Origin of the sequence: Persicobacter psychrovividus, from assembly GCF_036492425.1 — a bacterium.
GTDB classification, from domain to species: domain Bacteria; phylum Bacteroidota; class Bacteroidia; order Cytophagales; family Cyclobacteriaceae; genus Persicobacter; species Persicobacter psychrovividus.
Genome location: NZ_AP025295.1, coordinates 156,535 through 169,402 on the forward strand (window position 1 = coordinate 156,535; position 12,868 = coordinate 169,402).

The following is a 12,868-nucleotide window of genomic DNA, read 5'->3' on the forward strand; positions in this document are numbered from 1 at the left end:
TAAAGCATTCAAATTTTTGATTCATGAATAAAGAAAATACCCCCTTTGCTGACCAAAGCTTCCCAACGGACGACAGCTTACTTTTAGCGGCAAAAGACCAATCATATATAAATCAATTTTATACCGATCTGCTGGCCAATGAACTGTTTGTCATCACTGGTGTCAATAAAGCCAAGCAAACTGACCCCAAAGATATTCAAGAAGGCGAACAGGTGAGTTTACTGACTTTTAATGATGGCAGGATTCCAGTATTTACCGCTCCCAGCAGAATTTTCGATGGAAATCATTTTCAGGAGCGAGTGAATTTTTTGCCGATGAACATTCAGGATATTCATGAAATGTTGCCAGATAAAACACTTATCCTCAATCCATTTTCAGAGATTGGCAAAGAAATGCTCCCAGTAGAATTACAGGATTTATTCGATGGGAAGATTTTTGGAGAACATCAGGCTATCGATGTGGATGAGCAGAATGATGGACAAATGCGCATTGGTATTCCCGAAGAAATTCCTTCAGCCATGAAGCTGGAGCTGATCGACCTTTTGGGGAAACATGCAGTGGAGCTGGCTTATTTTGCCATCTACTATACCAGCGAAGAGGAAAGTCTGCCACATTGGTTGTTGGCCTTACAGCATCAGGGAAATTTGGAAGAAATAGCCAACCTCGCAGGGCCGATTATGCAACGGCACCTTCCGGAAGGTTCAGGAATTGAATTTTTGGAACTGAATGAAGAAAACCAACATATGGCTCAGTTCTTTCAGGAGAAGGCGACACCATTTTTCAATAAATAAAAAAAAAGCGTTTCGAAATTCATCGAAACGCTTTTTTTGCTTTAAAGGTGTTTTAGCACGCGCCTATATACTGCGGTCAATAATATTGGCAACTACCGCTGGGGTTACCGATCCACGGTCGCCCAGTTTCGACCAGCCACGTTCTTGAAAACGTTCCAAGATTGTTGCTTTGGTCGAAGCATACTCCTGCGTATAATCAGACAATTTGGTGTCAATACCCAATGACTGATAGAAAGCCGTCGTTTGATCGATTGCCTGCTGCGCTCTTTCCTCAGCCGTTCCTTCTGTAATCCCCCAAACACGCTCACCATATTGTACGAGCTTATCTTTCTTGAGCTCAAATAATTCCTGATACAGGTTTGGGCCAATGATCGCCAAAGTTCGAGCGTGGTCTATGCCATGTAAAGCTGTCAGTTCATGTCCAATCATATGTGTTGCCCAATCCGTTGGTACACCTTGTTGAATTAAACCATTCAGTGCCATGGTTGCCGACCACATATAATTTGATGCCGCCTCTTCATCTTTAGGGTCTTCCATAACTTTCGGTGCCACCTCTACCAAAGTCTGAATAATCCCTTCGGCGAAACGGTCTTGCAATAAGGCGCCCGCAGGATAAGTCAGGTACTGTTCCATCACGTGGGTAAAAGCATCCGCAATACCATTGGCCAATTGTCTTTTAGGTAGCGATTGAATTACCTTAGGTTCAAGAACAGAAAACTGAGGGAAAAACAACGGACCACCAAAAGCACGTTTCTCCTGCGTTTCGGCACGAGAAATAACCGCTCCTGAATTCATTTCTGAACCCGTGGCAGGAAGCGTCAATACTGTTCCGAAAGGCACTGCCTCCTCCAACTGTTTGCCCAGATTTTTGGACAAAATATCCCAGGTATCCCCCTGATAATGTACTGCTGCGGAAATGAATTTCGTCCCGTCAATCACAGAACCACCACCAACGGCAAGAATAAAATCCAATGATTGCTCACGGATAAGTTCAACGGCTTTCATTAAGGTACTGAACTGTGGGTTGGCCTCGATGCCTGAAAATTCTGTCACCTCAAAATCTTTAAGGGCAGCCATGACCTCATCATAAATACCATTTTTTTTGATACTACCACCACCGTAGGTCATCAGGACTTTGGCGCCCGCTGGAATTAAAGTTGACAGTTGTGCGATTTGATCTTTACCAAAAACCAGTTTGGTAGGATTGCGAAATTCAAAATTGTTCATATTGCTATTGTTTATTGTTTCAATATAACGAGAGAATCCTGGTTCTCATAAATTTCCAACGGACAGCTGCCTATAAAGAAGGAAAATCTTGCTTTGCCTGTAAAATCAGCTGAAGCAATTCCCCAAACTGAGCAGCCTTCCGACTGGCATCAAAACGTAAAACCGCCTGATAAGCCCATATTTCTTTCACTTCGTGATAAGGTACGGTATTGAATGAAGACGGCCTGAAATTCGAAAATAACATCATGCTTTCTGTTTCAGGAATCATCAGGATATTTCTGCAAATCAGGCCATAAGTTTGATGCAGGATCAGGTAAGGCTGAAAATTCTCGATATCACTTATTTTCTTGACATATTTACCCAAAAAAATCGCCCCTTTTGGTAAGTCTGGCGACATTTCATGATCTAAAAGGGTAAAAGCCCTGAAGGTTCCCTCCTCCAGCATCGGCAACTGAATTTTCGGCAACTCCTGAATAAATGCTGGCCGATTAAATTCCTGCAAATACCGATCGTACACCTCAGGCGTCAGCCAATCAACATTTTGCTCACCATCGGTATCTACAGAAACCACCAAGGTTCGGGCCTGCGTTTCAATAATACTTCCTTTATGCTGTTCTGCTTCCCGCTGATCGAAAATCAACCTTAGATCCACCCGAATCAAATCATCAATAGAGACCGAAAAAATTTCTGAGATTTTAATCAGGCACCCCAAGCTTGGCTTCACACTATTTAATTCGTAATCTTTATAGCTCGATCGCTTAATTCCCAGAAAACGGGACAACATTTCCTGTGTCCATGACTTTCTAAGTCTAAGAAACTTAAGGTTGGAGCCTAAAAATACCTGAATTTCACCTTCAGCCATCATATGCAATATTAATACATGATTCAATGATTCTATATGGCGAACAAAGTAAGAGAAATGAGATACAATAAAAAGAAAAAAGGCGTTTTTTACGTCAAAAAAATGATAATTTTGGCGTTTATATCGTCATTAGTAATTTTACAGGCATGCAATCAAAAAATTAAAAACTACCACATACCGAAAGGGGCACACAAAAGTGAGTGGCTTCCTGCCCTTGTTCATGGAAATAGCATCAGCATAAAATGCCAATTTTCGGAAGGCGCACGGTATCTTCTCCACAATGAAAATCAGTGGGATACCAATAAATTATTTGGATTCAGTAACAGCCTTTGGCAGAACCATCATAAGAACTCTGCACGCTTTGGCTGGCGATGGAATCCCACGATAGCGCAGGTAGAAATCATTGGCTACACCTATTTTAATAAATCAAGGAAAATTCAGGTATTGGACAGTCTCAGCATTGGCGAACGCTTTGAAGGCCGCATCACGCACCGTAAAGGAAAATACCAGTTTGAAGGCAAAAATTTTAAATGGGAAACCCCAGCACCAGCAGCTGTTTCAGGTTGGCGGTGGCTGTTGTTCCCTTACTTTGGTGGCGATGAAAAAGCGCCTCATTCCATGGAGATAAAACTGGAATATGAAGTAACAGACCTCAGGGAGTAAATACATTTCCCCGATAATAGCGCTTCATTTCTTTGTGCATCTTTTTACGGTCACGGGCCTGTTGCTTCGGCGAGCGTCGCTTCTTACTACCATTGGCGCGTTGAAACATCCGTTTATAATTCTTTTTCTGGTTTTCCACCACTCTTCGGTGCGTGGCTGAAAATAACGCAAATCCACGCTGTTGTTTAGTGTAATGTTTAACAAATTCTTTTCGGCTTTCATTATCTGCTGATGCTTCTGCTTCCGTAAATACGCCAAAGCCAAATAGCAATATCAGACACCCTATCCATCTTTTCATAGCAGTCCTATTTTTGTAATAAAACAGGAATACACAAAAAAAAGCGCTCAAGGCGCTTTAATATCGGAGCAATGCCCCTTTTTCATGACTGACCAATTAAAGCTATCACTTTAAAGGTCAAATTTTTAATTATCAGTCAAAATATACAAACTAATCCATCTATAAGTTAAACTAATCGATGTGTTCTTGTCAGGCTTTGTAACAGACCAAAGGCTCTATTGAGGTCCACTTCATCCAGAATCAGGGTAATTTCGTGTGTTGTTGAAACCATTTCCACAAGGTTAATGCCTTCCCAAGCCAGTGTTTTAAGCAACACATAATAAACGCCAGGTACCACGGTATTATCTTGCGGCAAGCGGATGGTCAAAGAAGACAACTGCCCCCGCTTGTTCAGGATACTTTGATCTTCGAAAATTTCTTCAATAACAGGAATCAGTGTAGCGGATACCACCACATTGGTTTCATATACACCTTTGGAAGAGGCCATGAACAACTCATGCGACTCTCTTTGAAGACGTTGAATAAAAATTTCCTGTGACTTTAATAGAGAATCGGAATTCTTAAACGTATAATCAACCAAGTCAGATCGGATAATAATTTCTCCTAATTTGGAAACATAGGTTCGCATTTCTGACAACAGCGTACTTTGTGCTGGTTTAGGCACGTGTCTTTTGATGGCCATTACGATGGCACCAATTTGGACTGATTTACCCATGTAACGTTCAACGTCCTCCCGCATATTTCGGGCAAGAGCAGTGAAGTTAATGATGCCTTCGGCTAAAGATTCTTCTAAAAAAGGGGCTTGTTGAATGAGGTGACTAACGACCTCTTGTACGGTTTGCATAATGATTGTTAGGCTGAAAACTTGGTGTTAAAATCTTTTGCAATTTAAAAAAAATATTTATTTTTCATAACAAACCCAACGATAAACAAACTACTCATGACATCTATCAAAATAGGAATAATCCGTGAAGGTAAAACGCCACCAGATCGTCGAAGCCCCTTTAGTCCGCAACAATGTGCACAACTCCAGCGACAGTACCCAGGCTTAAAATTCATTGTACAACCCTCAGAAATAAGATGTTATAAAAATAATGAATTTGAATCAGAAGGAATTCTGATCCAGGAAGATTTATCAGCGGCTGAAATTATTTTTGGCGTTAAGGAAGTCCCGATTGAGAAGTTGTTATATAACAAACATTTTTTCTTCTTTTCACACACCCACAAATTTCAGGAATATAACCGTCCGTTGCTTCAGGCAGCTGTTAAAAAACAAATTCAACTTACTGACTACGAATGCCTCACCTTTGAGGATGGCCGACGGATATTGGGCTTTGGAAGGTTTGCAGGTTTAATCGGCGCCTATTTGGCCATGAAAGCCTGGGGCGCAAAACATCAGACATTCCAGCTTCCATTACCCCAGGAGTGTTCCGGTTTGGAAAACATGTTTCATCAGCTGAAAGACAATGTCAATTTCGGACAACCTATAAAAATATATATCACTGGACGGGGCCGCGTGGCGAAAGGTATTCGGGAAATTCTTTCTTTGCTCAACATTGCTGAGGTTGATGCAAAGTCCTTTGCTGAAAAAACTTTTGAGGAAACTGTATTTACCAATTTGGATACCAATGCATATTATCAGCACCAAGAAGCACAGCCCTTCACTACTTCAGCCTTGACTAAAAATCCCGAACAGTTCCGCAGCACCTTCACTGAGGTGGCACAACATGCAGACATCATCATTACGGGACATTTTTATGATAGTAAATGGCCAAAATTAATTGAGCAAGCACAACGAACTGCCTACCAAAGGCTGAAAGTACTTGCCGACATCAGTTGTGATATTGCTGACCCGATACCTTTTACACTTAGACCAAGCACACTTGCTGATCCATTTTATGATGTTGACCCAGAAAGTCTGGAGGAAAAGCCTGCTTTTTCAGCAGGAAGCTTAACCGTGATGGCAGTAGATAATTTGCCTGGGGCCCTGCCCAAGGATGCTTCAGAAGATTTTGGCAAAAGTATTGCCACCGACATCATCCCTTTACTGCTCAAATCGGATGAAGCCAGGCTTATTGACAAAGCCTCAATTTGTAAAGACGGCAAGCTTAACGCGCCATTTCAATACCTGCAAGGTTGGCTGAACAAGTAAATACAAAAAAAGGCGATTTCAACAAATCGCCTTTTTTTTAACTCGATGACCGTTCAATGAAGGTCGTCGGAAGAATTACATGCGGATGCTCGTCGCTTTCCTCCTTCAGTGATTTGACCAACATTTCACAAGCGGTTTCTCCAATTTTTCGGGCAGGCTGTTCCATGGTCGTCAGGCGGGGTGTCACATATTCCGTGGCGGGATCATTGGTAAAACCCACCAGAGCAACATCCTCTGGAATCCTCAAGCCCAAATCCTGAATACAGCGCATGGCTTCAAAGGCCACATAATCGGAAACGCAAAATATGGCATCTGGGCGAGGCACGCCCAATTGCAGTAATTTTTTTGCCGAAGCGTAGGCGTCTTCCTTCAAATGCTCACATTCGTAAACCTGTGCTTTGGCAATATCCCGACCTGCATCGGAAAGCGCAGCCATAAATCCGTTGTACCTATTTTTACAGATGGATAAATTCAACGGCCCAGAAAGGTGCGCTATATTTTGGTAACCCTTTGAAATTAAGTGTTGTGTAATTTGATAGGCACCCTGAAAATCATCCACTGTAACTTTGGGGCAATCGATCTGTTCTGCCACTCGGTCAAAGAGCACAAAAGGAATTTCCTTCTCCTGTAGCCGTTCGAGATGTCGGAAGTCAGCAGTTTGTAAAGTCAATGACATCAATATTCCTGCAACCTTATTGGAAGCAAGCATTCGTGTATTCAATACCTCCAATTCAAAATCTTCATTGGACTGACAAATAATCACGCTATAACCATTTCTGCGGGCAACTTCCTGAATCCCTTCAAGGGCATTCGAAAAAAATGCACGGTTAAATTCTGGTAAAATTACGCCTATCAGGCTTGACTGCTTTTTTGCCAAACTTGCAGCCAATAAATTGGGCTCATAATCAAGTGCCTCAGCCAATGCTTTGACCTTTTTTTTGGTCGCGGGATTTACATCTGGATGATCCTTTAAGGCTCGTGAAACAGTAGATTTGGAAATATTTAGCTTAATGGCAATATCTGAAATGGTGATTGGCTTTCTCATAAAAATAATATCCTGCCGCCTGAAGAAGGTTTTTCAGGCATAAAAAAGTGATATTATCAAATGTAATAAATTTTGGAGAAAAAGGAAGTAATCAGCCTGTCAGAGGCCAAAAAAGGACTTTCTAAATATGAACTTCCTTATTGATATTACTCATCCGCAAAGCCACTTTGTCGAGCACTTCGGGCGCACTCTTACGGTCAAGGGCTTGTTTGAAATACAAACTCACCTCGGTTCCACGCCCTACTTTACTGGTAATATCCATACGGCCACCACCTCGCTCCATGATCGATTTCACCATGTACAAACCGACCCCTGAGCCTTCTTTTTTATCCGTAAATCGGCTGAAAGGTTTGGCTATTTTGTCCTGATTTTTTTCTACATCAAAGCCCATTCCGTTATCAGAAATCTTGAGCAATAGGTATTCTCCCACCATTCTTGATTTGACCGAAATTTTTGCGTTGATCCCCTCAGAATACTTAATGGCATTTGAAAGTACATTCTGAATCACAATCTCAAGGCACAATTCATTGAATACAATTTCATCCTTCCGCAAAGTATAGACAATCTGTGGTTTACACTGCTCGATTAAACTACTCAGGTTGCTTTCCACAAAGGAGGTACATTTCATCAAGCTCAACTTCTTCACTGGTGCTTCGGTGAATTTCTGCTCAAGCTTGAACATCTCCAGCATCCCCTTGATCTTAAATTCAAGGTTTTTAACAGAATCAACGATGCGGGTAAATGGGCTGCTTTCCGAAAGAAACGGATAATCATGCTCAAGAATCGTCAACAGCCCCTCCAATTGATGTAAAGGCGCCTTTAAATCATGCGCTGAAGAATAGGCGAAGGTGCTATAATATTTCACCTGCTCCCTCAATCCATCGACCTCTTTATCTTCCAGTGTCGGTGAGGATGGATCAACAGTTGCCTGGCTGGTAACAAAAGGCATCAGGCTGATAAAAAACGACCCACGGTTGTTGGTCGTCAATTCTACCCTGAATTCCCAGAAAGTTGGGTTTTCGGTATTGCTGTCCTGAAAAACAAAAGTTTGCTTGGCTTTCTGCTGAACAAAATTTTCATTGACCCAAACACAAAGCCTTAGCATCATATCTGTTTGCTGACTCTCGTCAAAGAAATCAAACCAATCCAATAGCTCAGCGAAACGACCGGCGCTACCAATCACCACGCCATCTTCATTGACAATGATGGTTGCAGGCATGACCAAATCCAATAATTCCTGATTGAATTCGGTACTGATTCTATGTTGAGCAAAAGAAGGTGAAAACATATAATATATCTTTAGCTAAAATGGGCTTAAAGAGTCAGAAAAAAAACATACTTAATCCGTAAATAATTATCCTTTTTAAAGGAACTCATAAAAATGTTGAAATCAAAGTGAAATGCCGTAAATATTGAAGTATTCGTATATTTTTTTACACATTTACTTACTTGAGACATATATACATCTACATTTATCATAGTATCGCCTTTCTAATGAAATTGTAACCCCCGGTAACTAAATTCTTGTGGTTTTGTTCTTTCAAAACTTCGGGAACTTTCCTAATTTCGGGAGATTTTGGTTTGCTAATCTAAAGCAATGAAAATGGGAATCTCGTTAAATTCGAGGGCTGTACCCGCAACTGTAAGTACATGAATTGATCTCAATCCACTGTTTTTAAAGGTGAAAATGGGAAGGGAGATAAAACAGTACAAGCCAGGAGACCTGCCAAATCCTCTGCTTTTTCAAGTACCCGGGAATTGGTACCAGAACATGCGAGTGGTTGAAGATGTTGAATCGAAACACTTTTGTTTCAAAAACTTACCTGGTTTTTCCCGAAATCAGGTCTGAAAATAATGAAAAATTTACTACCATCTCTATGCATATGCCTCAGTGTTTTTTTTATGGCATCCTGCAGCTCAAATCAAAACGATCCCACCTCTCCCGACAATCCGGATCATCCGGAATTACCACAAAGTGATTCGGCGAAATACATTCATGAGATTGTTGCTTACCATCCTGCCCCAGGTCAGTTTATCAATCAGAAAATTGGTACGCTCGAAGGTGCAAAAGCCCTGATCGGCAATAAAGACCACCTGCTCAGCCTCGGTGCATTCGGGGGCAGTGTAGTGGTTGGATTTTCTCCGGCAATCCAAAATCTTGACGGTAATGATTTCGTCATCTATGGCAATGCCTTCACGGGCTCGTCAGAAATGGGTATTGTTGCAGTGGCAGAGCAAGAGGATGGTCCGTGGTACGAATTAAAGGGGTCCGAATACGAGGCCCCAGAAACGAATAAGGCTTACGAGGTAACTTATCATAAACCTCAAAATGAACTTGACGATATTATTTGGACCGATAATGAGGGCAAAAGTGATACTGTCAAATATATGGGACAGCTTACCCAAAATAAGCAATCGCACTGGCCAGCAAACGAGTCAAAAGATTTTACGGTAAGTGGCACCCGCCTGAAAAGTTTTACCACCATAGAAAATGGCAAGATTGTCAATCAGAAGCCCGAGGGTGGGTTTGGCTATGCTGACATGAGTATTGGTGGCGATGCTTTCGATATCGATTGGGCGGTAGATGAAAATGGCCACGCGAAAAAACTTCAGCAGATTAGGTATATAAAAGTTTATACCGGGCTTCAGGTGAATGCTTCCATCTTGGGAGAAGTTTCCACAGAGATCAAAGGGATTGAAAACCTGCATTATTCTGCCAAATAAGCCATACGTCAGATGACTCATTTTTTATCAATACTGATGTGTATTGCTTATTTTGGTGCCCTAAATCCTGCCGACACTTCAAAAGCGGTTGTTCTGAAAGGGATTCAGGTTTATGATCTAAAAATCGAGGATCGCCAGAGTTTCAAACAGTCAAAAATAGACTCCTTAACTTTACAGGAAAATTTATCGGCTTCATTAGGGGACTTACTGACCTTGCGCACCCCAATATTTATCAAAAGTTATGGTGCTGGTGGAGCGCAAACCATCTCCCTGCGTGGGACGGGCGCTTCGCATACCCAGCTATACTGGAATGGTATCAATTTGAACTCGCCTATGCTTGGACAGGTGGATTTATCGTTGTTTCCAGTATCTTTTTCCGATGAGGTGAAAGTGGATTATGGTGCCTCTTCCTTATTATATGGAACAGGTGGACTTGGTGGTGCCATCCATATGAATAATAGGGTAGATTTTCAGCAAGTTACCGATTTTAGATTGTCGCAATCCACTGGAAGCTTTTCTAATTTTGTCAGTTCAATGAGCCTGACCAAGGGAAATCACCTTTGGCAGTCAACGACCAAAGCCTATGTAAAAACGGTCAAAAATGACTTTCAATATTGGAATGTAAATATTGGATCCGAGCCTGTTCATTCCACCAATATCAACGGTGAACAACAGCAATATGGGCTGATGCAGGAAGTTCACCGAAAACTGAATAATGGGGACCGAATCGGTCTGCGCCTGTGGGGTCAATACAACGATCGATCACTACCGCCAACCACCATTACGCCCGATAGCTATGGGTGGCAACAGGATGCAAGTTTGCGCTCACTACTGGATTACGAGCGCAAAAGAGCCAATCATTTACTCACTGCCAACGTCGCATATATGAAGGAATTTGTGCGGTATAAGGACAAAAAATCAGGCAATGATTCCCGCAGCCTTGTAGATATTGTGCAGTCGAATATTCGGTTGAACCAAAAATTGAAAGAGAATATTTTCCTTAGACTCGGAGCAAATTATACCCTTGATATTGCCCATTCGGATAACTATGCGGAACCTCAGGAACTGGTAACAACAAGAAGGACGCAGTCCAAACAGGACGTATATTCCGAGCTTGAATATAGCCCCAATTCTGCCTGGACACTCTCGATGCTGCTTCGGCAGCAATGGATTGATGGCGACCGAAAACCGTTCCTCCCCTCGCTGGGTTACAAATATCAACACGAAAATAACCAGCAGCTTTGGGCGTGGTCCGTAAGAGGAAACATTTCAAGGAATTTCCATGCGCCAAGCCTTAACGATCGCTATTGGTGGCCCGTGGGCAATCCGGATTTATTGCCTGAAGAAGGCTGGGAAGGAGAAACAGCCTTTCAGATAGAAAGAAAAAGCAGTTCGTCCTATTTCAACAGCGAAACTACCCTGTTTTTCTCCTATATCAATAATTGGATTATTTGGCAGCCGGGTGTTTTCAATCTCTGGCGACCTGAGAATATGACCCTTGTCTTCAGCCGTGGCATTGAACAAAATTTCCGCTACCATTTCAAAACAGGCCAATTGCAGCATGAGCTTTTCACGAACCTCTCATGGACAAAAGCGGAGAATCAAAAACCGAAAAATGACCGCGATGTCTCTGTGGGCAAACAGCTGATCTATACGCCAGTTTTCAGTTTGCAGGCGTATTACAGAGTCATTTATAAAGGCTGGAAAATCACCGTAGAAGAATCTGCTTACGGGAAGCGGTACACCAAAACCGATGAAACACAATACCTTCCCGCTTACCTGTTGACCAATATGGTTGTGGCCAAAGACCTTCGGTGGCACAAGCAACAATTTAATGTACAACTCAGGATCAATAACCTGATGAATTACCATTATCAGTCTGTTGCTTTCCGACCAATGCCCCCAAGAAATTTCCTTTTAACGCTTTCCTATTTTGTGAAATAAATGAAAAAGTTGCTGTTATATTTTGCAATGTTATGGCTCATTTCTGCCTGTAATAACCCTGAGGATGCCCGTCCTGTGGATGTGAATCCACCGACCAAGGGGAGCTATCAAAATGGGGTTTTTATTGTAAATGAAGGGAATTTCGACTGGGGTGTCGGCACTTTATCCTTTTTGCATGATGCCACAGGAAATGAAGCTCAACAGATTGACAACCTCATTTTTAAGGAAGCCAATGAGTTTGAGCTTGGCAATATTTTTCAGTCCATGAAAATTATAGGAGGCAAAGGCTATCTGATCCTCAACAACTCCGAAAAAATAGTTATTATTGATCCTTACACCTGTAAATATTTGGATCAGATTGATATCCCAAAAGGGAGTCCAAGGTATCTGGAGCAGGTTACAGACGATAAAGCCTATCTGACTGAACTCTATGCAGGCTGTTTCTGGGTGCTTGATTTAAAAACAAATACAGTGACCAAAAAGGTAACAACAGACGGCGGTTGGACGGAAGGCATCGCTACCATTGGTAATTATGCCTTTATCACCAAGGCTCGCACAATGTATGATTCCAATCAGGCCGATCAGGAACTGCTGAAAATTGATAAAAATACTGATGAGATTGTCGATAGGATGCCCCTGCCTAAGGGACCAAAAAATGTGGTCGTTGATAAAAATGCTCAATTATGGGTGCTTTGTGAAGGGCAAATTGTTGGGGACTCCCCACAACTCGTTCGCATTGACCCTGAACAGATGAAAATTACCCGACAATTTTCATTTGACAACCTCACGGCGACCTGGCCTGGCCATCTAAGAATTAATCGGGAGAAAAATACCCTGTACTATATTAACGGTGGGGTGTATCAGCAGCCTATTGACGCTACAACGCTTAATAGCCAACCTTTCATTCCCGTGGCAGAAAACCAAATTTATTATGGCCTGGACTTAGACCCGGCAAATGATGATATTTATCTCTCGGATGCCATTGACTATCTGCAAAAGGGGCTGATATTTCACTATAATCACCTCGGTGAACTGATCTCGAAATTCAATGCCGATGTAATGCCTAACCAATTTGTGTTTTGGCGACCTGAAGAGGATAAATAACAGGCCTTTAAAGCAAATACAAAATAGCTGATCATTGGGGAATCCCTTAGGGCCTCCG

General features: G+C 42.0%; 12 protein-coding genes and 1 riboswitch. Of the genes, 6 read left to right on the forward strand and 6 right to left on the reverse strand.

What is annotated here, in order from left to right; translation table 11 throughout:
- Positions 1-23 precede the first annotated feature (23 nt).
- Entirely contained in the window at positions 24-791 is a 768-nt protein-coding gene (locus AABK40_RS19520) for an enhanced serine sensitivity protein SseB C-terminal domain-containing protein (RefSeq protein WP_338399050.1), read from the forward strand.
- Positions 792-854: 63 nt separating this feature from the next.
- Here AABK40_RS19520 and AABK40_RS19525 read toward each other — a convergent pair whose 3' ends face one another.
- Together AABK40_RS19525 and AABK40_RS19530 are read right to left on the reverse strand one after the other, a co-directional pair.
- Positions 855-2,018, reverse strand: a complete 1,164-nt coding sequence (locus AABK40_RS19525; protein ID WP_338399051.1) for an iron-containing alcohol dehydrogenase — start codon at positions 2,016-2,018, stop codon at positions 855-857.
- A 70-nt stretch (positions 2,019-2,088) separates the two neighbouring features.
- Positions 2,089-2,883, reverse strand: a complete 795-nt coding sequence (locus AABK40_RS19530; RefSeq protein ID WP_338399052.1) for a helix-turn-helix domain-containing protein — start codon at positions 2,881-2,883, stop codon at positions 2,089-2,091.
- 33 nt (positions 2,884-2,916) lie between these two features.
- Between AABK40_RS19530 and AABK40_RS19535 the strand changes: the two genes are divergently transcribed.
- A complete protein-coding gene (locus AABK40_RS19535) occupies positions 2,917-3,543 on the forward strand; it encodes a hypothetical protein (protein WP_338399053.1) in 627 nt (208 codons plus the stop codon).
- Here AABK40_RS19535 and AABK40_RS19540 read toward each other — a convergent pair.
- Both AABK40_RS19540 and AABK40_RS19545 read right to left on the reverse strand, forming a co-directional pair.
- On the reverse strand, positions 3,533-3,841 hold the full coding sequence (locus AABK40_RS19540) for a hypothetical protein (protein ID WP_338399054.1): 309 nt from the start codon (positions 3,839-3,841) through the stop codon (positions 3,533-3,535). The genes AABK40_RS19535 and AABK40_RS19540 overlap by 11 nt on opposite strands.
- Before the next feature lie 166 nt (positions 3,842-4,007).
- Positions 4,008-4,685: a hypothetical protein gene (locus AABK40_RS19545; RefSeq protein WP_332920334.1), complete on the reverse strand. Its 678-nt coding sequence runs from the start codon at positions 4,683-4,685 to the stop codon at positions 4,008-4,010.
- A 96-nt stretch (positions 4,686-4,781) separates the two neighbouring features.
- Between AABK40_RS19545 and AABK40_RS19550 the strand changes: the two genes are divergently transcribed.
- Complete coding sequence (locus AABK40_RS19550) at positions 4,782-5,993, forward strand: NAD(P)-dependent oxidoreductase (RefSeq protein WP_338399055.1); 1,212 nt, start codon at positions 4,782-4,784, stop codon at positions 5,991-5,993.
- A gap of 37 nt (positions 5,994-6,030) precedes the next feature.
- On the opposite strand, the gene AABK40_RS19555 is transcribed toward AABK40_RS19550, so the two are convergent.
- Both AABK40_RS19555 and AABK40_RS19560 read right to left on the reverse strand, forming a co-directional pair.
- The gene (locus AABK40_RS19555; RefSeq protein ID WP_338399056.1) at positions 6,031-7,038 is read right to left on the reverse strand and encodes a LacI family DNA-binding transcriptional regulator; all 1,008 of its coding nucleotides are present in this window, start codon (positions 7,036-7,038) and stop codon (positions 6,031-6,033) included.
- Positions 7,039-7,159: 121 nt separating this feature from the next.
- Complete coding sequence (locus AABK40_RS19560) at positions 7,160-8,326, reverse strand: sensor histidine kinase (RefSeq protein ID WP_338399057.1); 1,167 nt, start codon at positions 8,324-8,326, stop codon at positions 7,160-7,162.
- Positions 8,327-8,598: 272 nt separating this feature from the next.
- Positions 8,599-8,783, forward strand: a riboswitch (cobalamin riboswitch).
- 157 nt (positions 8,784-8,940) lie between these two features.
- Between AABK40_RS19560 and AABK40_RS19565 the strand changes: the two genes are divergently transcribed.
- The 3 genes from AABK40_RS19565 to AABK40_RS19575 are packed head-to-tail and all read left to right on the forward strand — an operon-like array spanning position 8,941 to position 12,810.
- A complete protein-coding gene (locus tag AABK40_RS19565; RefSeq protein ID WP_338399058.1) occupies positions 8,941-9,762 on the forward strand; it encodes a hypothetical protein in 822 nt (273 codons plus the stop codon).
- Positions 9,763-9,774: 12 nt separating this feature from the next.
- Positions 9,775-11,706 (forward strand): TonB-dependent receptor, encoded by a 1,932-nt coding sequence (locus AABK40_RS19570; RefSeq protein WP_338399059.1) that lies wholly within the window; start codon positions 9,775-9,777, stop codon positions 11,704-11,706.
- Positions 11,707-12,810, forward strand: a complete 1,104-nt coding sequence (locus AABK40_RS19575; protein WP_338399060.1) for a YncE family protein — start codon at positions 11,707-11,709, stop codon at positions 12,808-12,810.
- Positions 12,811-12,868 lie beyond the last annotated feature (58 nt).